Origin of the sequence: Thalassotalea sp. LPB0316 (genome assembly GCF_014898095.1) — a bacterium.
Taxonomy (GTDB): Bacteria; Pseudomonadota; Gammaproteobacteria; order Enterobacterales; family Alteromonadaceae; genus Thalassotalea_G.
The window spans coordinates 3468027-3492569 of sequence record NZ_CP062946.1; the positions used below are offsets into that span (position 1 = coordinate 3468027).

General features: G+C 42.6%; 25 protein-coding genes, 1 pseudogene and 1 riboswitch. Of the genes and pseudogenes, 16 read left to right on the top strand and 10 right to left on the bottom strand.

Annotated features, from left to right (window positions below):
* From LP316_RS15575 to LP316_RS15595, 5 genes are all read left to right on the top strand, one after another.
* Positions 1-555 (top strand): YqgE/AlgH family protein, encoded by a 555-nt coding sequence (locus LP316_RS15575; RefSeq protein WP_193022022.1) that lies wholly within the window; start codon positions 1-3, stop codon positions 553-555.
* Positions 555-986: a Holliday junction resolvase RuvX gene (gene ruvX / locus LP316_RS15580; RefSeq protein ID WP_193022023.1), complete on the top strand. Its 432-nt coding sequence runs from the start codon at positions 555-557 to the stop codon at positions 984-986. Before LP316_RS15575 ends, ruvX begins: the two co-directional genes overlap by 1 nt.
* Positions 987-998: 12 nt before the next feature.
* On the top strand, positions 999-1931 hold the full coding sequence (locus LP316_RS15585) for an AEC family transporter (RefSeq protein WP_193022024.1): 933 nt from the start codon (positions 999-1001) through the stop codon (positions 1929-1931).
* A gap of 129 nt (positions 1932-2060) precedes the next feature.
* Positions 2061-2150, top strand: a riboswitch (cyclic di-GMP riboswitch).
* A 79-nt stretch (positions 2151-2229) separates the two neighbouring features.
* Positions 2230-2991 carry a PAS domain-containing protein gene (locus LP316_RS15590; protein WP_193022025.1) on the top strand — a complete coding sequence of 254 codons (762 nt, stop codon included), beginning with the start codon at positions 2230-2232 and terminating at the stop codon, positions 2989-2991.
* Between the two features lie 183 nt (positions 2992-3174).
* Complete coding sequence (locus LP316_RS15595) at positions 3175-3564, top strand: MAPEG family protein (protein WP_193022026.1); 390 nt, start codon at positions 3175-3177, stop codon at positions 3562-3564.
* Positions 3565-3599: 35 nt separating this feature from the next.
* Here the strand turns inward: LP316_RS15595 and LP316_RS15600 are convergent, their stop codons facing one another.
* From LP316_RS15600 to LP316_RS15610, 3 genes are all read right to left on the bottom strand, one after another.
* Positions 3600-4760 carry a hypothetical protein gene (locus tag LP316_RS15600; RefSeq protein ID WP_193022027.1) on the bottom strand — a complete coding sequence of 387 codons (1161 nt, stop codon included), beginning with the start codon at positions 4758-4760 and terminating at the stop codon, positions 3600-3602.
* Positions 4761-4863: 103 nt separating this feature from the next.
* Positions 4864-5997: a PilT/PilU family type 4a pilus ATPase gene (locus LP316_RS15605; protein WP_193022028.1), complete on the bottom strand. Its 1134-nt coding sequence runs from the start codon at positions 5995-5997 to the stop codon at positions 4864-4866.
* An 8-nt stretch (positions 5998-6005) separates the two neighbouring features.
* A complete protein-coding gene (locus LP316_RS15610; protein WP_193022029.1) occupies positions 6006-7049 on the bottom strand; it encodes a type IV pilus twitching motility protein PilT in 1044 nt (347 codons plus the stop codon).
* A gap of 33 nt (positions 7050-7082) precedes the next feature.
* Here LP316_RS15610 and LP316_RS15615 point away from each other — a divergent pair, with 33 nt between their 5' ends.
* The 7 genes from LP316_RS15615 to tadA all read left to right on the top strand — a co-directional run bounded on the left by LP316_RS15615 (position 7083) and on the right by tadA (position 12371).
* Positions 7083-7757, top strand: coding sequence for a YggS family pyridoxal phosphate-dependent enzyme (locus tag LP316_RS15615; RefSeq protein ID WP_193022030.1), 675 nt, complete (start codon positions 7083-7085; stop codon positions 7755-7757).
* A 9-nt stretch (positions 7758-7766) separates the two neighbouring features.
* Positions 7767-8576, top strand: a complete 810-nt coding sequence (proC, locus tag LP316_RS15620; RefSeq protein ID WP_193022031.1) for a pyrroline-5-carboxylate reductase — start codon at positions 7767-7769, stop codon at positions 8574-8576.
* A 65-nt stretch (positions 8577-8641) separates the two neighbouring features.
* Positions 8642-9190, top strand: coding sequence for a YggT family protein (locus LP316_RS15625; protein WP_193022032.1), 549 nt, complete (start codon positions 8642-8644; stop codon positions 9188-9190).
* Positions 9191-9205: 15 nt separating this feature from the next.
* A complete protein-coding gene (locus LP316_RS15630) occupies positions 9206-9643 on the top strand; it encodes a DUF4426 domain-containing protein (protein WP_193022033.1) in 438 nt (145 codons plus the stop codon).
* A gap of 459 nt (positions 9644-10102) precedes the next feature.
* On the top strand, positions 10103-10702 hold the full coding sequence (locus LP316_RS15635) for an XTP/dITP diphosphatase (RefSeq protein ID WP_193022034.1): 600 nt from the start codon (positions 10103-10105) through the stop codon (positions 10700-10702).
* A 4-nt stretch (positions 10703-10706) separates the two neighbouring features.
* Positions 10707-11855: a radical SAM family heme chaperone HemW gene (gene hemW, locus LP316_RS15640; RefSeq protein WP_193022035.1), complete on the top strand. Its 1149-nt coding sequence runs from the start codon at positions 10707-10709 to the stop codon at positions 11853-11855.
* A gap of 15 nt (positions 11856-11870) precedes the next feature.
* A complete protein-coding gene (gene tadA, locus LP316_RS15645; protein WP_193022036.1) occupies positions 11871-12371 on the top strand; it encodes a tRNA adenosine(34) deaminase TadA in 501 nt (166 codons plus the stop codon).
* A 15-nt stretch (positions 12372-12386) separates the two neighbouring features.
* Here tadA and LP316_RS15650 read toward each other — a convergent pair whose 3' ends face one another.
* Together LP316_RS15650 and mltF are read right to left on the bottom strand one after the other, a co-directional pair.
* Positions 12387-12533: a hypothetical protein gene (locus LP316_RS15650; RefSeq protein WP_193022037.1), complete on the bottom strand. Its 147-nt coding sequence runs from the start codon at positions 12531-12533 to the stop codon at positions 12387-12389.
* A gap of 135 nt (positions 12534-12668) precedes the next feature.
* Positions 12669-14117 carry a membrane-bound lytic murein transglycosylase MltF gene (mltF, locus tag LP316_RS15655; protein ID WP_193022038.1) on the bottom strand — a complete coding sequence of 483 codons (1449 nt, stop codon included), beginning with the start codon at positions 14115-14117 and terminating at the stop codon, positions 12669-12671.
* A gap of 340 nt (positions 14118-14457) precedes the next feature.
* Here mltF and purL point away from each other — a divergent pair, with 340 nt between their 5' ends.
* Together purL and LP316_RS15665 are read left to right on the top strand one after the other, a co-directional pair.
* Positions 14458-18384: a phosphoribosylformylglycinamidine synthase gene (gene purL / locus LP316_RS15660; protein WP_413470660.1), complete on the top strand. Its 3927-nt coding sequence runs from the start codon at positions 14458-14460 to the stop codon at positions 18382-18384.
* A gap of 151 nt (positions 18385-18535) precedes the next feature.
* Positions 18536-19210 carry a nitroreductase family protein gene (locus LP316_RS15665; protein WP_193022040.1) on the top strand — a complete coding sequence of 225 codons (675 nt, stop codon included), beginning with the start codon at positions 18536-18538 and terminating at the stop codon, positions 19208-19210.
* A 68-nt stretch (positions 19211-19278) separates the two neighbouring features.
* On the opposite strand, the gene LP316_RS15670 is transcribed toward LP316_RS15665, so the two are convergent.
* Positions 19279-19491: a hypothetical protein gene (locus tag LP316_RS15670; RefSeq protein WP_226960762.1), complete on the bottom strand. Its 213-nt coding sequence runs from the start codon at positions 19489-19491 to the stop codon at positions 19279-19281.
* Between the two features lie 11 nt (positions 19492-19502).
* The gene (locus LP316_RS15675; protein ID WP_193022041.1) at positions 19503-19859 is read right to left on the bottom strand and encodes a ribonuclease E inhibitor RraB; all 357 of its coding nucleotides are present in this window, start codon (positions 19857-19859) and stop codon (positions 19503-19505) included.
* A 74-nt stretch (positions 19860-19933) separates the two neighbouring features.
* Here LP316_RS15675 and LP316_RS15680 point away from each other — a divergent pair, with 74 nt between their 5' ends.
* Positions 19934-20812: an RluA family pseudouridine synthase gene (locus LP316_RS15680; protein WP_226960763.1), complete on the top strand. Its 879-nt coding sequence runs from the start codon at positions 19934-19936 to the stop codon at positions 20810-20812.
* 73 nt (positions 20813-20885) lie between these two features.
* Here LP316_RS15680 and dapA read toward each other — a convergent pair whose 3' ends face one another.
* From dapA to LP316_RS15695, 3 genes are read right to left on the bottom strand one after another with little or no spacing between them, the layout of a single operon-like run.
* The gene (gene dapA, locus LP316_RS15685; protein WP_193022042.1) at positions 20886-21797 is read right to left on the bottom strand and encodes a 4-hydroxy-tetrahydrodipicolinate synthase; all 912 of its coding nucleotides are present in this window, start codon (positions 21795-21797) and stop codon (positions 20886-20888) included.
* Positions 21798-21818: 21 nt separating this feature from the next.
* Positions 21819-22211, bottom strand: a complete 393-nt coding sequence (locus LP316_RS15690; RefSeq protein ID WP_193022043.1) for a hypothetical protein — start codon at positions 22209-22211, stop codon at positions 21819-21821.
* Positions 22202-22906: a hypothetical protein gene (locus LP316_RS15695; protein WP_193022044.1), complete on the bottom strand. Its 705-nt coding sequence runs from the start codon at positions 22904-22906 to the stop codon at positions 22202-22204. The genes LP316_RS15690 and LP316_RS15695 overlap by 10 nt, the downstream gene beginning before the upstream one ends.
* Positions 22907-23159: 253 nt before the next feature.
* On the opposite strand from LP316_RS15695, the pseudogene LP316_RS15700 reads away from it, so the two are divergent.
* Positions 23160-24409 (top strand): annotated as a pseudogene (locus tag LP316_RS15700) (CinA family nicotinamide mononucleotide deamidase-related protein).
* Positions 24410-24543: the final 134 nt, after the last annotated feature.

Sequence of the window (24543 nt, forward strand, 5' to 3'; positions counted from 1 at the left end):
ATGGACAGTTTAGAAAATCAATTATTAATAGCAATGCCCTCGTTAAACGATCCGTATTTTAATAAAACGGTGACTTATATCTGTGAACACAACGACGACGGCGCGATGGGGCTCATTATCAACTTACCCGTCAATTTAACACTGAATGAATTGCTAGAACAAATTGACGCCGATAACAAAGACTGTTTATCACTGGAGCAACCGGTTTTAACCGGTGGCCCGGTTTCGCCGCAACGCGGTTTTGTTTTACACAGCCCTCAAAGCGGTTGGACGAGCTCTTTATCACTGAGCGATGACTTAATGATCACCACATCAAAGGATATATTGATGGCATTAGGCACCGAGCAAGCACCTGAATCTTATGTGGTAACGCTTGGTTACGCCGGCTGGGGGCCAGGCCAATTAGAGCAAGAAATCGCCGAGAACTCGTGGCTTACCACGCCAGCTGATGCCGATATTATTTTTCATACCCCGATAGAAATGCGATGGAAAAAAGCAACAGAGAAGCTCGGTATCGACTTAGCACACCTATCAAGCGACATAGGACACGCTTAATGACACAGCACGGATCTCGCACTATTTTAGGCTTTGATTTTGGTAAAAAGTCGATTGGCTGCGCTATCGGTCAAGAGATTACCGGAACCGCCAACCCACTTAACGCGATTAAAGCCAAAGACGGTATCCCGCAATGGACAGATATTGAGAAGTTACTCAAGGAGTGGCAGCCGCAACTCGTTGTTGTCGGTTTACCATTAAATATGGATGGCACCGAGCAGCAGCTAACCAAAGATGCGAGAAAGTTTGGTAATCGTATTCACGGTCGTTTTGGTGTTGCCGTTGAGTTTCAAGACGAACGTTTAACCACGGCGGATGCTAAAGAGCAACTGTTCGCCGCGGGCGGTTATCGCAATTTGTCAAAGGGCAATGTTGATTCTCAATCTGCCGTACTCATTATCGAAAGCTTTTTTGAAGCTAGTTATCAATAATCATCACATCATATGAACATAGCGGAAATTATCGCGCCACTGGTTTTAGTGGGTTTAGTTGGCTTCATTGCCACGAAGTCAAGATGGCTCAGCCGTGAGCAACTAGATGCCTTAAGTAAATTCACCTTTCATTTGGCGATCCCAGCATATTTGTTTCTGCAAATGGCACAAGCAGATATCAAAAGCCAACTCGACATGAGGATTTACGGCGCATTTTATCTACCCGTTATATTCGTGTTTTTTATTGCCTACTTTACTAATTACTTTTTTCATAACCAGTATCAAAACAAATACGATGCTTCCGCGGTTTATGGCTTAGCTTCAAGTTACTCAAACAATATCATTGTTGGCTTGCCAGTTATTTTACTCGCGTTAGGAGAGGCGCTACTGCCGATCGTATTTATGATCGTGGTGTTTCACTCGGCGATGCTGTTTACCTTAACCAGCGTACTCGCCGAAAAAGGTCAGCAACGCCGCTTAGTTAACACGATTAAGGCGACCTTTATTAACCCATTGATCATCAGTATTGTTGCTGGGGCGTGCACCAATTTACTCCTGACGCTAACAGGACTAGAACTGCCTCGAGTACTCACTGATAGCTTAGCCTTGCTGGGTAAACCGGCAATCTCACTCGCGCTATTTTCCCTCGGTGGCTCGATGACTTATTACCAAGTAAAAAATGAAAAATATTTTATAAGCTTTGCTTGCCTGCTAAAACTAATCGCCTTGCCTGGTTTAGTGTTATTGGCATGCAATGGGTTTGACTTGTCGGCGCAGGTGAGCCAAGTATTAGTGATCATGAGTGCTTGTCCAACAGGCGTTAACGCCTACTTGATCGCCAAAAACTACCAACACCATCAAGATACTGTTGCCGGTAGTGTCGTCGCTAGTACGGTACTGAGTGTTGTTACTATCCCCTTTTGGTTGTTTATTGTTAGCCAGTAACTCATCAGACCTCAAGTTGACTATTTTTAACTAAATATATCAGTAAGTTAAAACCAAAAACTAACAAAACCCATACAAAATTCGTACAAAAAATTTGCAAACACACACTTTAGAGTATAAACTCTACCCCCGTAAAAGTGGCAACCTACTCGAAAGGGTAATACGCAAAGCTTCCGGCCTAAGAGCATAATACATGTTGATGGTAGCGGGGTTACACAATCAGCTAATCTACATTAGCCTTTCTTATCTGCGTTGCCTTTTCTTTAGCTTTGTTAATAGTAGTAAATGTAAGAAATATATGGCACGTTCAAGTATTCACCAATCTTCTCTTTTTGGCACCGAAGTTACCTTTGCAGAGTCCGAACAGCTTATTTCAACCACTGACACCTTAGGTCATATTACCTATGTCAATAGCGCGTTCTGTCAGGTATCAGGCTATAGCAAAGACGAATTAATTGGCCAGCATCACAATATTATTCGTCACCCCGATATGCTCAAAGCAACATTTAAAGATATGTGGCAAAAACTGAAACAGGGTGAATCATGGCGTGGCATGGTGAAAAACCAATGTAAAAATGGTGACTACTATTGGGCGGATACTTGTGTTACCCCTTTATTAAAAAGCGGCAAGGTAGTCGGTTATCAATCGGTAAGAATGGCACCGTCTAAAGAAATGAAAGACAGAGCAAATACCCTTTACCAACAACTCTTATCAGGTAAAAAGTTTCACGAACCGTGCCTAAACTATCGGTTAAAACATATCTTGTCTGCAGCTCTCGTTATCGCTAACTTAAGTTTTATTGCTGTAAAATCTAATGATTTAACTATAGTTATTGCTGTTATCGCGTTATTAGCAAGCCTGTTGTTTATCTACAAGCTAGAATTTCTAACCTTACCGCCGTACATTAAAGAGCTAAAACGCACGATTGATAGTCCTTCGAGGTTGATCTATTCAGGTAAAGGTGGCGTTAGCTTGCTACAATACCCCTTAGTGCTATGCTCGGCTAAACATCGCACAATGCTGGCTCATAACCGAGATTCCAACCCTGATTTGTCATAGCTATATTTAAACTTGGTTAAGTCATTGATAAAACAACAAAGTAAGCCATGACCTTTAATACAAGTGTATTAGATATTGTCGACTCAACGAGAATTAAAATCCCCATATAGCAATTGAAGGTAGTTAAAATAAGTCGTAAGCTAACTTGCAATACAATAAAATTAATAAAAACAAGAGGCTATTATGACAATTTTAATTTGGTGTTTAATTATTTCAGCGCTGCTCCCCATGGTTGCCAAAGCGCCCGTCGCTTTCGCCCAACACAAGGCAGGAGGTTATAACAACAAACACCCTAGGGCCCAACAAGCAACACTCGAAGGCTTTGGCGCTCGCGCCCTTGCAGCTCATCAAAATGCTTATGAGTCATTAACTTATATTGTTCCTGCATTATTACTGGCAATGATAACTAATAATACGGGGGCAACCTTTGAGCAACTTGCCATAGTGATTGTCGTGGCGCGTATACTGTTTAATGTTTTATATCTAGCAAACTTAGATATCTTGCGCTCACTAACTTGGGCTGTAGGCATTGGTTGTTCGATTGCAATGATGGTTATGTGTTTGCCCGCTTAATTTCATCGTTTAAGGCACTTTTCCCCTAAAGTGCCTTAAAACTGTATTGACACATAACACTTGTCTGCCCCAGCTAGGTGTTTAATTTCAGGTATAAAGTTAGATAACTTTTCACTTCTAAACATCGAACCATAAGGCTTTGCATAGGCATTAACAAAGTAGCGGTACCATGCATCATTATGGGTTTTAGGACCAAACCTCGCATAGTCAATCCATTTATAGTATTCCGCGTGCTCTAGTGAGTGAACCACCGAGTTGCTCCAAATTAAGTAAGTTAACGGTAATTCCGTGTCTCTGATAGCTTCGGGAATGGGGTATATAGCCTCATTAAACCAAGTCGAAAAGGCTAACAACTGTGCTTTTGAAAAGCCCTGATTGGCGACGTAAGATCGAATATAAGGGTAAAAGCTATGAATTTTTTTATCAAAACAAAAGTTCGATGTTAATTTGGGTTGCCACGCCATAGCAAAATTGTCTGGGTTAGCAATTTCACTGGCCAACGGCTTATTTGGTTCAGTTTGCTCGGTAATATTCCAATATTGCTGCACTCGAGCAAGGATTGAATCACTCGCTCGCATATTTGCGTAATCGGGAAGTAGTGTTTTACAGAAGAACTCTGAACTGGATGCGGCTATCCCTCCGTTGTTGTATACCAAGGTATAACGCGAGTGACGTTGGATAAAACGCTTGAATTTTTTGTCTTTCACCTTTGTTGCATAAATAGCCAAGGCAGTAGGCGCGTGAAAATGAACAAATGAATGGTAGTGAATAGGTACCGCTAAAAAACATGCACGTTGCGCTCTATCCATGGTTTCGACTTCACTTTCACCTAATCGACTTCTCGGTATGGCAACTTGCCTTGTTGTGTCGAGATCAATTTCCGCGGTCTGCATGCCAATGTTGGCAAAATACTTTAAATCGAGCACATTACCGCGAACATAGCGTGATAACCCAGTTGATGTAATTAACAAATAAAGTGTTTCAGGGGTTAAATCTTTCGACGGTTTGTTATCTAAAAATCGCCTTACAAAGCGGTAATAAGCGCGACCAATCACCAACCGCGGAAACTTCATGACAAGCGCTTGGATATAATCGTAAAGACTGACATCGCGAGGAGTAGCATGAAAAGCCGTGACATCATTGTGGGTCGATTGATAAGCTTGTTGATATGCTGCTACAGAGTTTTTAAGTTTCATCGGATTTACTGACTCTTCACTGACTTTGTACCACCTTAGCAAAAAAAATCTGTAAAAAAAGCACCTCGCGGTGCTTTTTATCTTTAATTACAATGGCTTTTGATTAAAAGTCATCTTTATCATTTTCAAGGCCTGCTAAAGTAACACCTGACAATGCACCGGTGCCGCCCTGATCATTAGTTCTTAGCTTGATCATCAAGCGTAAGTCATTCGGTGAATCAGCGTGATGTAAGGCATCAGCGTAATTGATCAAGCCACGTTGATATAAATTAAACAACGCTTGATCAAAGGTTTGCATGCCCTGCTCCGTCGACTTTTCCATCACCTCTTTAATTTCACCCACTTGGCCTTTTTTAATTAACTCAGCTATGTATGGTGAGTTTAATAAGATTTCGATCGCCGCCACGCGACCATTGCCATCTTTAGTCGGGATCAATTGCTGTGCCACAATGCCGCGCAGGTTTAACGCTAAATCGAACAACAATTTGCCATGTTGCTCTGCAGGCACTAAGTGCATGATACGGTCAATGGCTTGGTTGGCGTTATTGGCGTGTAGTGTCGCGATACACAAGTGGCCCGTTTCAGCGAAACTGAGCGCGTGTTCCATAATTTCTTGGCTGCGGATTTCACCGATTAAGATAACATCGGGCGCTTGTCGCAATGAGCTTTTTAATGCGGCATCGAAGCTTTCAGTATCTAAACCAACTTCGCGTTGCGTGATCATCGACTTTTTGTGCTCGTGGACAAACTCAACCGGATCTTCAATGGTTAAAATGTGGCCACGTGAATTTTTATTTCTAAAGCCAATCAACGCCGCCATCGAGGTTGACTTACCCGTCCCCGTGCCACCGACAAACAGCACTAATCCGCGCTTCGACATCACCACATCTTTTAACACCGATGGTAAACCTAGCTCATCAGCATCAGGAATATCGGTAACAATACGACGAATAACCATACCCGCCATATCGCGCTGCCAAAAGGCACTAACACGGAAGCGACCTATGCCATCGATAGAAATCGCAAAGTTACACTCTTTTTCGTTATCAAACTCATCTTTCTGTTTAGCGTTCATCGCACTGTGAACGAGATGAAGCGCATCTTCAGGCGTTAAGACTTTGTCGTCAATTGGCATTAATTCGCCGTTGATTTTAGCGCTGACGGGTAGTTTGGCCGTGACAAACATATCTGAGGCTTTTTCATCGACCATTTTTTTTAATAAATCGTGGAAAATCATAGTGTCACCTAGTAGCCCGTAAACTGATTTTTGTCATGTGCTTTGGCAGCCGCATCCTGACGCGTGATCAGGCCGCGATTAACTAAGTTTAGCAAACATTGATCCATCGTCTGCATACCGTGCGCCATACCCGTTTGAATTGCACTGTACATTTGGGCAATTTTATCTTCGCGAATTAAGTTTCGAATCGCCGGTACACCGATCATGATTTCATGGGCGGCTACGCGGCCACCACCAACTTTTTTAACCAGTGTTTGTGAAATGACCGCTCTAAGTGATTCAGATAACATCGAACGCACCATTGATTTTTCTTCAGCTGGGAATACATCAATAATACGGTCAATCGTTTTAGGTGCAGAGGTGGTGTGCAAAGTACCAAACACTAAATGACCCGTTTCTGCCGCAGTCATCGCTAAGCGAATGGTTTCTAAATCACGCATCTCACCGACTAAGATAACATCGGGATCTTCACGCAACGCACTGCGCAATGCATTATTAAAACTCAAGGTGTCGCGGTGAACTTCGCGTTGGTTAATTAAACACGCTTTGTTCTCATGAACAAATTCAATCGGGTCTTCAATCGTTAAAATATGGTCGTGTTTATAGCTGTTGATGTAATCAATCATCGCGGCAAGGGTGGTCGATTTACCCGAGCCAGTTGGTCCGGTGACTAACACTAAACCACGCGGATTATCGGCGATATCGCGAAAAATATCTGGGCAACCTAAATCTTCTAAGGTTAATACTTTTGAAGGGATAGTACGAAAGACCGCTGCTGGACCGCGGTTTTGGTTAAAGGCGTTAACCCTGAAACGCGCCAGGTTTGGCACTTCGAATGAAAAATCCGCTTCGAGGTTTTCTTCGTATTCTTTACGCTGTCGATCTGTCATAATGTCGTAGACTAGTGCATTGACATCTTTGGCATCAAACGCTGGGATATTGAGTTTACGCACATCGCCATCTACGCGAATCGACGGTGGCGTGCCTGTTGATAAATGTAAATCAGATGCATTATGTTCAACGCTGAACGCTAACAGTTCGGTGATATCCATACGGACCTCTTATTAAAATAGTTATAAAGCAACATGAGTAATATTAAAGATAACCTTGGCAAAGTTGAACAGCAAATTAAAAATGCATGTCAATTAACTAATAAATCGCCAACGAGTGTCCAACTTTTAGCCGTGAGTAAAACGAAACCCGCCAGTGATGTTGCGCTTGCATACCAAGCTGGACAGCGTTTATTCGGCGAAAATTACGTCCAAGAAGGCGTTGATAAAATTGCCGAGCTACAAGCGTTAACCGATATACAATGGCACTTTATTGGCCCAATTCAGTCAAATAAAACGAAACTCATTGCCGAGCACTTTGATTGGGTACAAAGTGTCGATAGAGTAAAAATACTGACGCGCTTAAACGAACAACGTCCGAAACATTTAGGGAAACTCAATATTTGCTTACAAATCAATATCAGTGGCGAAGCAAGTAAATCTGGCGCTACCATTGAGCAAGTGCCCGAGTTGATAGAGGCACTGTCATCGTGTGACAACCTGAATTTTCGAGGCTTTATGGCGATCCCAGAAAAAGGTGATGCAACCTTGAGTTTTGAAAAAATGGACCAATTATTTAAGCATTACCAAGCCCTATGGCCGACTGTAGATACCCTTTCGATGGGCATGTCAGATGATATGGAATCAGCTATCGCCAACGGCTCAACTATGGTGCGCATTGGCACCGCCATATTTGGCGCAAGAAACTAGAGAATATTAATGACAAAAGTAGCATTTATCGGTGCTGGCAATATGAACAGCGCCGTCATTTTAGGATTGATCAATTCAGGCTTTGCGCCAACCAACATAATGGTGACAAACCCTTCGCCAGAAAAAAGAGAGAAACTCGCTGCTCAACACGGTATTTTGCAATCTGCTGACAACCTTGAAGCGGCTAAGTTTGCAGATGTTATTGTGCTAGGCGTTAAACCGCACTTGATCACCCAGGTTAGCCGTGAAATCGCCGAGGCAATCGATGTTTCAGAAAAATGTTTTATCTCCGTTGCAGCTGGCACTACCATGGCACAAATTCAACAAGCGCTTGGCCATCAAGGCAGTGTTATTCGCGTGATGCCGAATACGCCATCGCAGTTGGGTTTGGGTGTCTCTGGAATGTTTGCTAGTGAAAACACCACGGACGAACAAAAGCACATTGCCAGTGAAATTATGCAAGCCGTTGGCATTATAAAATGGTTAGATAACGAAGCCGATATCGACAGTATTATTGCTGTATCAGGTTCTGGTCCTGCCTATTTCTTCTTGTTTATGGAAGCCATGGAAGCCAAAGCGAAAACCCTTGGCTTTAGTGAGCAAGAAGCTCGCGCGCTAGTACAACAAACCGCGCTTGGCGCAGCCCAAATGGTCGTAGAAAACGATATTTCAATCGCCCAGCTGCGTGAAAACGTAACGTCTAAAGGTGGCACAACTCAAGCAGCGCTCAATACTTTTAGAGATGGCGCCCTAGAAAGTCTGGTGGGCGATGCTATGGATAGTGCAATTGCACGTGCAAAAGAAATGGCGAAAGGTTAACCTTTAGCGTATTACTGATAACACTATTTATTTTTCATACTCAGCTTTTAAATTTGGAGTAATTCATGGAAGCGATAAACTTTCTTTTACGCTTTGCCTTCGACGCCATTATTATGGTGTTAATTTTACGCGTTTGGCTACAACTGGTGCGCGCTGATTTCTACAACCCTCTGAGCCAGTTTATCGTTAAGGTATCAAACCCGTTAGTTATCCCTGTGCGCCGCATTGTGCCAAGTATTGGCGGTTTAGATAGTGGCACCTTATTACTTGCTTTTGTTTTCTGTACCTTAAAATTTATCGTGATCCCAATGATCAATGGCGGGCCATTTGATCCACTTTCTGCCGCATACTTTGGCTTTTTATCGCTAGTTAAACAAACGGGTGTTTTACTGTTTATGATCATGCTAGTTATGGCCATTATGAGCTGGGTAGTTCAAGGCTATAACCCAACACTGGCGGTATTTTCACAATTGACAGAGCCATTTTTAAGACCAATTCGCAATGTTATCCCATCGATTGGGGGATTAGATTTATCGGTTTTAGTTGCGTTTTTGATCCTCAACGTCATCAATATTTTATTATCCGGCTGGGTCCCTTACTGGGCGATGCTTTAATTGTTTGGAGTTACTATGTCGAGCTTAGCTAAATCTTTTGCGTTACTGCTTGCTATTGCCAGTGTATGCCTGCCTGTACAGGCTGAGCAAAAGCAAGTATTAGGTGATATAGACGTACATTACATTGCGCTAAATTCCACCTTGATCCCAGCTAACGTTGCGGTGAATTACGATATTACTCGCAGTAAAATAAACGCCTTGATCAATATTTCAGTGTTGGATAACACCCAAGCCAACAAGCCAGCGAAAAGTGTCGGTATTTCTGGTTTTGCCACCAATTTACTCGGCCATAAAAAAACGTTGGAATTTGTCGAAGTTGTCGAAGGTGAAGCCATTTACTACCTTGCACAACTGCGCTTTACTAGCGAAGAGCAATTTACCTTTAACATCAAAATTTTGGATGAGGGTAAAGAGCACAACCTGGTTTTTAAGCAGAAGCTCTATGCCGATTAATCGGTAAAACTCCAGTGTGTCATTGCGGCGTTGTATTAGGCCGGAATCTCATTATCTACCTAAAATATGAGATACCCGATTGCTCGGGTATGACTCAACTTCTTAATTCTGTAATGTCATTCCGGCGGTGTTTAGGCCGGAATCTCATTATCTACCTAAAATATGAGATACCCGATTGCTCGGGTATGACTCAACTTCTTAATTCTGTAATGTCATTCCATCGGTGTATTAGGCCGGAATCTCTTTATTTACCTAAAATATGAGATACCCGATTGCTCGGGTATGACTCTATGTTTTGTTATAGGCCGATAGACTCCATAACGTCATTCCGGTGGTGTATTAGGCCGGAATCTCTTCATATAAAGAAACAAAGCCATACTTACTAGTAAACATGGCTTTTTTTATCGATATCATTCATAATTCGCCGCCATAATCTTCTTTCGATTAAGGCGTTATTCCATGAACAAAATCGTTTTAGCAACCGGCAACTTAGGCAAAGTAAAAGAGCTCGGTGAACTCCTTAGCAAACACCATATTGAAGTGGTACCACAAAGTGAGTTTAACGTCGGTGATGTTGCTGAAACGGGTACAACCTTTGTTGAAAACGCCATTATCAAAGCTCGCCACGCTGCTAAAATCACGGGCTTACCTGCCATCGCTGATGATTCAGGTTTAGAAGTCGACGCACTAAATGGTGCACCGGGCGTCTATTCGGCCCGTTTTGCTGGGGCAGATGCAACCGATAGCGATAACAACGCCAAGCTGTTAGCGGAATTAGCGGGTGTTGAAAAGTCTCAACGTACGGCTCGTTTTCACTGTGTTTTAGTTTTTATGGCGCACGCAAACGATCCAACGCCGGTGATTTGTCACGGCTCATGGGAAGGTGAAATTTTAACCGCACCACTTGGCGAGCAAGGTTTTGGTTACGATCCGCTGTTTTGGATTGAATCAGAGCAAAAAGCCTCGGCACAATTAACCCGAGCAGAAAAAGGTGCGCTTAGCCATCGCGGTAAAGCACTTGCCAAACTCGTTGCTCATTTTAACCAAATAAACGGTTAGTTGCGTGCTTCAAGCTCAGCCTTTATCACTTTATATTCACATTCCTTGGTGTGTGCAAAAGTGCCCGTACTGCGACTTTAATTCACACGCACTTAAAGATCAGATCCCCGAAGCAGATTACGTAGCAGCGCTAATAAAAGACTTAGATGATGATATCGCGCGTTTTAATTTAACCAACCGTCGATTACATACCGTTTTTATTGGCGGCGGCACACCGAGTTTGTTTTCTGCAAACGCAATAGGCGAGATCCTCAGTCAAGTAAAATCGCGTTTCCTTATTGATGACGCAAGTTTTGAGGTCACTTTAGAGGCTAACCCTGGCACGGTAGAAGCAGAAAAGTTTACTGGCTTTGCCCAAGCCGGTGTAACGCGATTATCGATAGGGGTGCAAAGCTTTGAATCAGATAAACTGATCAAACTTGGTCGTATTCACGATAGTGAACAAGCTAAACGAGCGGCCAAATTTGCTCACCAAGCAGGGATAAAAAGCTTTAATTTAGATCTTATGCATGGCTTACCCGAGCAAAACTTAGAAAATGCTTTAGACGATTTGAAAACGGCGATAGCGTTAAACCCTGACCATATTTCTTGGTATCAACTAACCATTGAACCAAATACTGCCTTTCATTCAAAACCACCCGAATTACCGCAAGACGAAACCTTGTGGTCGATTCAAGAAGAAGGCGTAAAACTGCTTGAAGCGGCAGGTTATCATCAATATGAAATTTCTGCTTACGCTAAAGACGGAAAGCAATGCCAGCACAATTTAAATTACTGGCGATTTGGTGATTATCTGGGTATCGGCTGTGGTGCCCATGGAAAAGTCACTGATCCAACAACAGGTAAAGTTTTTCGCACGGTTAAAGTAAAACATCCTAAAGGCTATTTGCAAGCTGATCGGCCAGCGCTTGATCAACTTAATGAAGTCGCTCAAGATGAACTTACCTTTGAATTTATGATGAATCAGTTAAGGCTCAAAGAAGCCTTTACGCTAGCACACTTTAGCCAAGCAACAGGGCTTGAAAGCGATCTACTGCTTGACCAACTTAATCAAGCTAAAGCGCAAGAACTCGTTGAGCATTTTAATGATTCATGGCAAGTTACCGAGCAGGGGCATCGCTATTTAAACGAATTATTAGCCCGCTTTTTATAGTCGTTTGTTAATGTTATGAACCAGAATATTTTTAACTCTCAAGATCATCGCTTTATGCAAAGAGCGATCGAATTAGCAGCACAGGCTGAAGCGATTGGCGAAATTCCAGTTGGTGCCGTTGTCGTTTATCAAGGGAAAATCGTCGGCGAGGGCTATAATCAGTCAATAACCTTAAATGATCCCTCCGCCCACGCTGAAATGTTAGCGATCAGGCAAGCGGGCAAAACACTTGATAATTATCGTCTACTCGATTGTACGCTTTATGTCACGCTAGAGCCCTGCCCTATGTGCGCAGGCCTATTAGTGCACAGCCGAGTAAAACAGGTGATTTACGCCAGCCCAGATCTAAAAACAGGTAGTGCTGGTAGTGTCTTCAATTTGGTCGCCAATTCACAGTTAAATCATCAAGTTGAGCATCGTTGCGGTTTATACCAAGAGCAATGCTCAACGATGTTATCTAACTTTTTTAGACGTAGAAGAAAAGAAAAAAAGGCACTTAAGCAGGCGTTAAAATAACACGCTACTTAAGGTTTAGTTAAACGCGATATTTTTTTCATCTTCAAGGGTTAGTAGAAAAAACACCGCTCGGCGATCAACGATTTTTTTTCGGCGCTCGTGAACGAGGCGCTTACGGCGAGTAGCGACAACTTGTCTATGACTATTAATGCGTCTTCTCATTTCTGCCTCCTGTTAATTGGTGAATGAACCACAGTGTTAACCATGGGTTAAAAACCTGACCAAGTTATCAGGTTTTTACTATTATCGCCATGTTTTATGACAATTAGATGACATTGGATCACTTATTTTTGTCGATTATGGATTAAGTGATGCTGTTGTTTGACTGACGGGCGCTGGTGAGGTTAGCTCTTCCATACGTTGCTTTTCATCAAACCATTGCAGCGTATCGTAGTAGCGACGAATGTTTTCCACGTAGTTAACCGGTTCATCGCCACGGGCATAACCATATTTCGTTTTTTTGTAGTATTTCTTTTGTTTTAACAAAGGTAAACGGGTTTTAACTTCAACCCATCTATCGGGATCGCCACCTTGTTGCTCAGTGATGATTCGCGCATCGTTTAAATGACCAAAGCCCACATTGTATGAAGCTAAGGCGAACCAAATTTTATCAGGCATAGGAATTCTATCCGGCATTCGCTTGATCAACTGCGTAATATATTTCGCACCACCACGGATACTTTGCTCAGCGTCTAATCGACTCTTAACTCCCATTTGACGTGCTGTCGGCAGCGTCAACATCATCATACCGCGAACACCGGTATAGCTGCGAGCTTTCGGGTTCCAGTGGGATTCTTGATAACTAATTGCAGCCAGTAGTCGCCAATCAATTTCTTCACCGTATTTTTCGAATAACGGACGGTATTTCGGTAACGTCTCTTCAATCGCTTTAATAAACGTGCGCGTATCAACGTAATTAAAACTACTAACATGGCCGTAATATTTGTCATCCAATGCCAGTAGAGTGCCGTCGTGATGTACTTCACCAAAATACTCCACTAAGCTGGTTAGTAATGAGTGATCACCATGTTTTTTAACGGCCCAAGCTAACGGCTCAGGCTGTTTAATGGTAAAGCCAATGCTAATTTCAGGATAATAACGACGGTTTATTGCCAGCGTATTGGAGTCGATCACCGTGTAATCAATATTTTCAGCGAGGATTTCCAACAACAACTCTTGTGCATCGAGTTCGCTATTTTCCTGCCAGCTCAATTCAGGGTATTGGTTTTTAAGTTTTTGTAGATTTTCGACATGGCTAGACAACGCGGTTACCACTAGGTTACCTTCGAGATCCTCTACGTCACGCGGTCTTTCTTTACCTTGTTTAAAAACGAGTTTTTGACTGATCGAGTCATAACTAGGTGCAAAGTTAAACTGCTCTAATCGTTTAGGGGTTACAGCAAGCCCTGCCGCGAGAAAATCAACGTCTCCACTTTCGAGTTTAGGGAACAACGCCTCTAGGTTATAGCTTGGGACAATTTCAAGTTTAACACCTAAATGCTCGGCATATTTTTTCGCCAATTCATACTCAAACCCGGCTGGCCCTTCGGCATCAATGTAGTAGGTATTAGGGCCAAATAAAGTACCGACAGTAATCGAGCCTTTTTCAATGATTTCACTCAACTGATCTTTTTGCTCGGTTTGATAGCAGCCTGATAACAGCAAAGCGATAGTCACGAAAAGGCTAAATCGCCGAATTCGTTGCTCTTGCTTGAGCCATTGCCTAATATAACTCGCTACTTTCATCGTACTTTCTACAAGCCTTTTAAATACTTAAACTAAGTATACCCAAAACCCAGAGGTTATAATTAACATTTTTTTATCTTAATTCTAGTGTTCTCTTCATTTAGCCACATCGACCCGCGGAAAGTTGCTCACTAAAAGCATTTAACCATATGTAATGTAAGCGAAAAACTTTACCAACAAAACACCTGACCAAACAGTCAACTAAAATAAGTGTAAAGCTATTGTTTTAACAACAGAATTTTCTCTTATTTTATTCACACCAGTTCTATATTTTAGCCTCCCTTCCATATATAATACGCGCGATTTTTTCCTAATAAATCCAACCTTGGTGACAAAGCATATGGCAATGTTAATAAAAACTCTTCGCGGTGCGCCGGCACTATCTGACTTTCGAGTTAACAAGTTACTGGCACAATGTGAAGAATTAACCCTTCCTGTTCGTAGTATTTATGCTGAATTTACTCATTTTGCCCACTTAAATGAGGAATTAACTGCAGAAGAATCTGAAGTCTTAGCAAAATTATTAACATACGGCCCAACCATTGAAGAGCATGAGCCAACTGGCACGCTTTTATTGGTTACGCCTCGTCCGGGCACTATCTCGCCATGGTCATCAAAATCTACTGATATCGCGCACAACTGTGGGTTAAACAAAGTTGAACGATTAGAACGCGGTATCGCTTATTACGTTGAAAGTGATAAGCTCAGTAAAGCGCAAGAAAAAGCATTAAACAACTTAATTCACGACCGTATGATGGAGTCTATTTTTTCAGACTTTAACGATGCCCAAGCACTATTTGCAACCGCAGAACCGGGTGAATTTAGTTCAGTTGATGTCATGAGCGGTGGTCGTGAAGCACTAGCAAAAGCTAATGTTGAGTTAGGCTTAGCATTAGCAGAAGACGAAATTACTTACTTAGCAGAAAACTTTGCCAAGTTAGGTCGTAACCCGCACGACATCGAACTTTACATGTTCGCTCAAGCAAACTCTGAGCACTGTCGTCACAAAATCTTCAATGCCGATTGGACAATCGACGGTGTAAAACAAGAAAAATCATTGTTTAAAATGATCAAAAATACCTATGAAACTAACTCAGATTACGTGTTATCTGCATACAAAGATAACGCGGCGGTTATGGTCGGTTCAGAAGGTGGTCGTTTTTACGCTGAGCCAGACACATTAGAGTACGGCTACCACCACGAAGATATTCAAATTTTAATGAAGGTTGAAACCCACAATCACCCTACTGCTATTTCTCCGTACCCAGGTGCTGCAACAGGCTCTGGCGGTGAGATTCGCGATGAAGGTGCAACGGGTGTTGGCTCTAAACCTAAAGCTGGCCTTGTTGGTTTTTCAGTTTCAAACTTGCGTATTCCGGGCTTTGAACAACCGTGGGAATCAGATTTCGGTAAGCCAGATCGCATTGTTACCGCGCTAGATATTATGATCGAAGGCCCATTAGGTGGCGCAGCGTTTAACAACGAATTTGGTCGCCCTGCAATCAATGGTTACTTCCGTACTTATGAAGAAGAAGTTAACTCATTTAATGGCGTTGAAGTACGTGGTTACCACAAGCCGATTATGATCGCCGGTGGTTACGGTAATATCCGTGACGAACACGTGCAAAAAGGCGAAATTAACGTTGACGCTAACTTAATCGTATTAGGTGGTCCGGCAATGAACATCGGCCTTGGCGGTGGTGCGGCCTCGTCAATGGCATCTGGTCAATCGGCTGAAAACTTAGATTTTGCTTCAGTACAACGTGAAAACCCAGAAATGGAACGCCGTTGCCAGGAAGTTATTGACCGTTGTTGGCAGTTAGGTGAAGACAACCCTATTTTATTTATCCACGATGTCGGTGCTGGTGGTCTTTCAAATGCCTTCCCTGAATTAGTATCTGACGGTGGCCGTGGTGGTGTATTTGAACTGCGCAACGTGCCAAACGATGAGCGTAGCATGGCGCCACATGAAATTTGGTGTAACGAGTCACAAGAGCGCTATGTTTTAGCGGTTTCAGACGAGCAATTACCACTGTTTGAAAAAATCTGTCAGCGTGAACGTGCACCTTTCGCCGTTGTTGGTAAAGCAACGGAAGAAGAGCACTTAACCGTTACTGACTCGCACTTTGAAGGTACAGATAAAGATACACCAATTGATTTACCACTCGACGTGTTATTAGGTAAAACGCCTAAGATCAAAAAAGACGTTGTTTCAGTGCCAACCCAAGGCAACGCGTTAGACTTTACTGGTGTTGAAGTTAGCGAAGCGGCAGATCGTTTATTGCGTTTACCGGCAATTGCTGAAAAAACCTTCCTTATCACCATTGGTGACCGCTCTGTAACCGGTATGGTAAACCGCGACCAAATGGTTGGTCCTTGGCAAGTGCCCGTAGCTGACTGTGGTGTCACTGCAGCTGCACTTGACTCATACCACGGTGAAGCCATGGCAATGGGTGAGCGCACACCAGTCGCTCTACTTAACTTTGGCGCTTCAGCGCGTTTAGCAGTAGCTGAGTCATTAACCAATATCGCAGGTACAGATATTGGCGATTTAAACCGAATCAAACTTTCTGCCAACTGGATGTCACCAGCAGGTCACCCAGGTGAAGATGCAGGCCTTTACGAAGCAGTTAAAGCCGTTGGTGAAGAGTTATGCCCAGCATTGGGTTTAACAATTCCTGTAGGTAAAGACTCGATGTCGATGAAAACCAAGTGGGAAGACAACGGTGAAGAGAAGTCTGTAACTTCTCCAATGTCATTAATCATCACAGCCTTTGGTCGTGTTGAGGATATTCGTAAAACAGTGACGCCAGAACTTCGTACAGACAAGGGTGACACTCGCCTTGTTGCTATCGACTTATCAAAAGGTAAGAACCGTTTAGGTGGCTCGTGTTTAGCACAGGTATATAAGCAACTTGGTAAAGAGACACCAGATGTTGATTGCCCAGACACATTAAAAGGTTTCTTCAACGCTATGCAAACCTTAGTGCGTAAAGAAATGTTGGTTGCTTACCACGATCGCAGCGATGGCGGTTTATTCACGACAGTTGCTGAAATGGCATTTGCTGGTCACACAGGTGTGACAATCGATATCGATAAGTTACCAGGTAACGACTTAGAAGTATTATTCTCAGAAGAGCTTGGCGCGGTAATTCAAATTAAAGAATCAGACGTTGACGCTATTCATGCAATTTTTGAAGAGCACGGTATCTTAGATTGCTGTACAGATGTAGGTCGCTTAAATGACTTAGACATGATCATTTTCAAACGCGGCGATAACGTTGTCCTTGAAAACTCTCGTACTTACTTCCGCACAGTATGGGCAGAGACAACGCTTAAAATGCAATCTTTACGCGACAACTCACAATGCGCGCAAGAAGAGTTCGATGTTAAATTCGATACCGAAGATCCGGGCTTAAACGCTGAATTAACCTTCGACATTAACGAAGATATCGTCGCTGATTTGATTGCCAAAGACGCTGAAAATGAAACTAACCCACGCGTTGCCATTTTACGTGAGCAAGGTGTTAACTCTCACGTAGAAATGGCAGCAGCTTTTGACCGCGCTGGCTTTATCGCGATTGATGTTCACATGTCAGACATTTTAGAAGGTCGTGCCGATTTAGCTAACTTCCAAGGCTTAGTGGCTTGTGGTGGTTTCTCATACGGTGACGTATTAGGCGCGGGTGAAGGTTGGGCGAAATCAATCTTATTTAACCCGAAAGCCCGTGAAATGTTCAAGACGTTCTTTGAACGAGAAGAAACATTCTCATTGGGTGTGTGTAACGGTTGTCAGATGCTTTCTAACTTAAAAGAGATCATTCCTGGCTCTGAGCACTGGCCGCGTTTTGTACAAAACGAATCAGAGCGTTTTGAAGCGCGTTTCTCTTTAGTGGAAATTACTGACAGTCCATCTATCTTCTTCAAAGATATGGCTGGGTCACGCATGCCAATCGCCGTTTCTCACGGTGAAGGTCGCACAGAATTTGCCAACGATGAAGCGATTGATGCCGCGAACAACTCAGGTACCGTTTCGATGCGTTACGTAAATAACTACGGTGACGTAACTGAGACTTACCCTGCTAACCCGAACGGCTCGCCAGATGGTATCACGGCATTAACAACAACTGACGGTCGTGTCACTATTATGATGCCACACCCCGAACGTGTATTCCGTACAGTTGCCAACTCATGGCACCCTGATTCATGGAGTGAGGATTCACCGTGGGTTCGCATGTTCCGCAATGCACGTAAGTTTATTGGCTAATAACCACAACTTATAAAAACAAAAATAGGGGGTCAGAGTCATTTTACTCTGACCCCCTTTTTATTTTGGGTTTTGTGTGGGTGCAGTATCAATTGACTCTGACCTGATAGAGAAATAAGCTAAACAAAAACTAATCAGGAAGAATAATAAAATGCAAGAGCACGACAGTTATCCATTAACCGACTTTATTGTCTATCCCGAAGATGAAATGTTAGCGCGATCAAAAGCGTTTTTAGCTGATATGAAGCGTCGCCATTCAATACGCAGTTTTAGCGACAAGCCAGTAGCCAAAGAAATCATTGAAAACTGTATCCAAACGGCCGGCAGAGCGCCAAGTGGAGCGAATCATCAGCCTTGGCATTTTGTTGCTATCTCAGATCCTGAAATTAAGAAACAAGTGCGAGAGCAAGCTGAATTGCACGAAAGAGGATTTTACGAAGGTCGCGCGGGCGAAGAGTGGTTAGACGCATTAAAACCACTTGGTACCGATGCGCAAAAACCTTATTTGGAAAATGCCCCTTGGCTTATTGCTATTTTTAGTCAGAAAAAAGGCGGGATCCACGCCGATGACAAAAACACCAATTACTATGTGCATGAATCCGTTGGTATCGCTACCGGCTTTTTGATCTCAGCGCTTCACAACGCAGGCCTAGCGACACTTACTCATACACCCAAGCCAATGTCTTTTTTAAATAAAATTTGTCAGCGAGGAGATAACGAACGCGCTTATATGCTATTGATTGCCGGTTATCCAAACGACGACGCGACCATTCCCCACCATTCAACAGTGAAAAAGTCGCTAGATCAAATCGCTACTTTCAAATAATGCACAAGAATACATGGTTTATTGTGTATTTTAGTGATTTGACATCACTTGATCTTTACCGTAATCAGCTAACTCATATCTAGCTCGATATCGGTACAACCTAAAGCGCAATGTACAGCGCCGACTTTATCTTTGTTTGGCGCCGAAAAAACTATCGGTTTATTGCAAGTAGGACACAGCACTTTTTTACCGGCTAACACTTGCTTGATGAGGTTTCGTTGTTTGAAAAATGAATCTTTCGACGCTTTTTCAATAGCTTTAAGGCTTGCTGCATCAATCACGATATTACCTATCACTCGCTTAATAACTGTAACACTTGGGTATACCAACCATCAAAAACACCAGCGAATTCTGCACTGTTTTCTTGTAATAGCTGAGTATAGCCATCAATATTTTCAATCGATAATGGCATGCTTGGATATGCCGTAATTTCCCAAGGGTGACTATCACTGCCATTGTAAGGGGAAAAAGACAGTTTTTGATTGTTTTCCAGCAGTAAACGTCCAAAGTTAAGTGCCTGCTGTTCTTGCTCAAAAATAACAGAAAACTCCACTTCGTACGGTTGGCCAAGGTCAACACCCGCCTCTACCAGTGACCACAATAAATCCCCTGTTTCATTGTCAGGGTAAACTGCTAAATCTCTTTCCATTAATCTGCCAAATATTCAATAGGTAAATTTATTCGTTATGATAACAAGATAGGTTAAAATGCCCAACGAATTATATGAGTTATGCAGCTGAGTTGAACTTGGAAAAATTTGAATTACACCTTGCCATTGACCACGTTAACAGTCATGCGCTTGACCTGCTAAAAGCCCATAGCCAGTTGTCTGTTAGCCAAATAAAGTCAGCCGTTGCTAAAGGCGCACTATGGCTTGAAAAAGGTAAGTCGACAAAGCGCTTTAGGCGAGTAAAGAAACCGCTCGATATTGGCGATACCTTACATTTCTATTACGACGAAAGCGTCCTTAACCAAACGGTTTTGCCTGCAACCTTACTTGCTGACTATCGCGATTACAGTATTTGGTATAAGCCTTGTGGCATGCTATCACAGGGCTCAAAATGGAGTGAACATACCACTATCACGCGTTTCGCCGCCGAACATTTCAATCATCAACGACCCGTGTTTTTGGTCCATAGGTTAGATAGATCAGCTCAAGGTATTATCGTTATTGCTCATACAAAATCAGCTACTCGCGAGTTAGCTAAGCTGTTTGAGCACCATCAATTGACCAAGATTTATCACGCCATTTGCCATCACAAGACGTTAACCACTCAACGCCAAGTCATTGAACAACCGATAGACGGCAAAGCAGCTAAATCAACTGTTGAGATGTTAAAGCGTGATGAACACAAAGATTTGACTCAAGTAGTGGTACTTATAGAAACAGGTAGAAAGCACCAGATCAGAAAACACTTAGCCAGTATTGGCATGCCCATAGTCGGCGATCGACTCCACGGTATCGCAACGAGCGATAGCCCTTTCGATTTACAATTATGTGCAGTCCATTTGAGCTTTATTTGCCCACTCACGCAACAGTCAATATCGATTGATTTACCCGAAAAGTTATCGCCAAATCTAGCAAATTTGTCATGCTTATAAGAAATAGAAAACCCGCTTAAAGCGGGTTTTCTCAATCGGTTCTAGTTGAGCGAGCTCAGTTAATCTGAGCGACTTAAGCTAGGTAGGTAAAATCACTGTCTTCGAGTACGTTAAGCTCATCACCAACTAACTCGTTTTGATCAAATGCAGATAATAATTCAACACCTTGCTTGCGCTGCTCAGCAGACAAAGCTACGTATGGCAGTCTAAAGATCGGTGCAACAGCACCGGTCATCGCCAATGCGGTATTAATTGAAATGGGGTTAGGCTCACAGAATAACCATGAAATAAGCGGCTGCATTTTTTTGTTTAGCTCACTCGCTTGGCTATCATCCATCAATTTACGCATCAAGCTCGGTGCGATATTTGCCGTAACCGACATAACACCGTGAGAATTTGCCTTGTGGCGACCTTCAAACGCTTCATCATCGTTGCCCGACCAACAAGCAATACCTTGAGCTTCGTAAGCGGCAATTCTCTCGTTACCTGCACACTCTTTCATGCCGATAAAGTTTGGATGATCAGCAATTTGTGCAATCATTTCAGGGGTGACGTCTTGCCCTGTTCGACCTGGTACGTTGTAAATAAATAACGGGCCCAATGGTAACACTTTCTTAAAGTGTTCAATCACACCTTGCTCTGATGTTCTGCCATAGTAAGGGTTGATTTGCAGTGCCGCATCCATACCACTTGCAAAACCATATTCAGTCGCTTTAATCGCTTCACGCGTATTATTACTACCTGTGTTACCTATGATGATCAAACGATCACCAAATTTGTTAGCGCTATGGGCTATCAGCATTAAGTGCTCTTCCCAGTTCATCAACTGGCCTTCACCCGTAGTACCACCAACAATAATACCTTCTACACCACCAGCAATAAGCTGTTCAACTAGTTGATCATAAGTTGCAAGATCGATCTCACCATCACGGTTATACGGTGTTTTAATCGCCGTGATTAAACTTGCTGCTTTTAAGCGCTTCATTTTTTTCTCATTATATAGTTATTAACACATACCGACGCTCGGACTTAACCGTCGTAATACATATTCTTCTTGTGTCTCAACGTGCTGATAGACAAACACATGGCTATCGAGCCTTGTCACGTGGTAGGCATGATAATTGTTTTCGTCATTAAGATCAGCTGCAAAATGTTCATTTTCGATAAATTCACTTTTAGTTATTGTAAAGTGAACATTACCCACTAAGCCCCAATCACCATACTCAATAGCTTCCTCGATCAATTCGCCTGCCTTATTTTGTCTAACAAAGCGAAATTCAAAACTGCCATCGGCTGACAAATGAGCAAATTCGCTTAAACTATCACCTTGCTCATTCGTTGCGGTGGAAAACCAGTCGCCAACGAGTAGAGCTCGATTGTATGGCTTGTTTAATCCCATTCTTCTTTGATCTCATATTTCTTTTTAAGCCGCTCGATTAAACTGCGTTCACGTTTAATAAAGGCGTTAAACTCGTTGATTATCTCAGGGTGATTAATCGTTGATAAGTGAAAAGTATATTGCTCGTGAAATATATTTTCTGCCAGTACAATTTCACCTTGTTTGTTCATTTCTTTCAATTGGTGTCGAATCACATTGCTATCAATATTGGTGGCCTGGACATTACTCATTAACAAATGACGAATAATACTAACGGGTGAAGCTTCTTCGTGCAGTGTTACTTGCCCTTGTGCAATAGGCTCAAGCCAAAGCGTCGGATAAAAGTCTCGTATCGTCATTAACGAATTAATTTGCGACTTTTTTATATTGGCATTTTGTTTCAGGACATATGTCCCGGCCATCAGTGTGAGTACCGGCTCGCTGTAGGTTAAATTGAGTGTTTTACCACCATCAGCGCGCCAACGTTGATTATCAGGAAATTTGAAATCGATATTGTGGTCAATAAACCACTTATCAAATCGCCTAATCGGCAGCGGGACAAATCGGTAGCGATATTGCTTGTCCTCAAAAAACGCCGTTAGAATATCTCGAGCAAAGCTCGGGTGTTTAACGCCACTTGCGCTAAAATGAAACAACGGGTAATAATTGACGTCTTCAACGCCTATTACATATTCCGGTGTATCTTGCGCATTCACACTGAAATTTACCCACAAGGTAAAAAGACAACAGTATGTTAGAGATGTGCACAGTCTCAACATTCAAAAGCCTAGTGTATTAATTGACAATGAAAGTTAGTCTAACACCAGACTTTAGCTATCGGCAAAAACTATCTAATTAACTTGAATTTTTCTGGGTTTTTGTTTGTTGATCACCTAAAGTAGCCAAAAAAACATGAGGCAAATAATGAGTAGATTAAACGTACAGTTATTAATGACCGGCAATGAATTAATGTCTGGTGATATCGTAGATAGCAATTCAGCATTTATCGCCAGTGAACTAAAGCTACTTGGCGTATTTGTTAATCGTATGGTCACTGTTGCCGATGATTTATCTTCCCTTGTTAACGAGATAACCAACATCAGCCAGCAAAGCGACATCCTCATTATTAATGGTGGATTAGGACCAACAACCGATGATCTTACCGCACAAGCATTAGCAGAGGCTGCCAACCTTCCTATTACTGAGCACCCTGTAGCGCTTGCTCACTTGTCCCAATGGTGTGAACAACGCAATGCAAAACTGTCTAAGGCTAACTTAAAGCAAGCGATGCTGCCGCAAAACTGTGACATCGTCGCCAACAGTATCGGCTCTGCTGTCGGCTTTTCATTAACGCTAAACGACTGTTTAATTATTTGTACACCAGGCGTCCCCAAAGAGCTCAAGTTAATGACACGCCAAGAAATATTACCCACTATTAACAAATTAATTGGTCAAACTGAGCAGCTTTTTACCCATCGCATGCAAGTTTTTGGCTATGGTGAGTCGGCGCTACAACAACTACTTAGCGATAAACTACCCGACTGGCCAAGTGAATTAGACATCGGCTTTCGCGCATCAATGCCATTATTAGAGCTAAAAGTTACCTATCAGCAAAATTACCCAGATCAGGAACGAAAATACTGGCTCACCAAGCTCGAAGATTTATTGGCCGAACATATTATCCATCACATTATCGACAAACCAACGTCTCTAGCTAATGAAGTAAATAAAGCTTTACAGAAACATCAGTTAACCCTAACCACTGCAGAGTCGTGCACTGGAGGGTTAATTGCAAGCCAACTAACCCAAATAGCCGGTGCGTCAGGGAGTTTTCACGCCGGGTTTGTCACTTATTCGAATGACATCAAAGAAAAAGTGTTGGGCGTGAGTCAATCGACTTTAGCGCAATGGGGGCTGTTAGTGAGCAAACGGTTATTGAAATGGCGCAAGGTGCGCTCAAGCTATCCGGCTCTAACCTTGCCATTGCCGTCTCAGGCATTGCTGGCCCTTCTGGCGGCACAGCAGACAAGCCTGTAGGCACCGTTTGGATCGCTTGGGGAAGTACTGAAAATATAAATACAGTGCAATGCATAGTGCCAGGCAACCGCTGGTATTTTCAACATGCCGTTAGTGCCATTTGCCTTGATTTAATCAGAAGATTTATCTTAAATATTAACAGTACACCGCGATATTTAATCGATCGCGCTGTCACAAAATAGCCACGCAGGCTATAGCGAAAGGCAACGAATGTGGCACTTTTTTTTACCAACGCAGACGAAATGTCATTGCTTAACACTTGAATTATTTATATATTCATAAAGTTATGTAAGCCCAATGTGTTAATGTGTTGTAA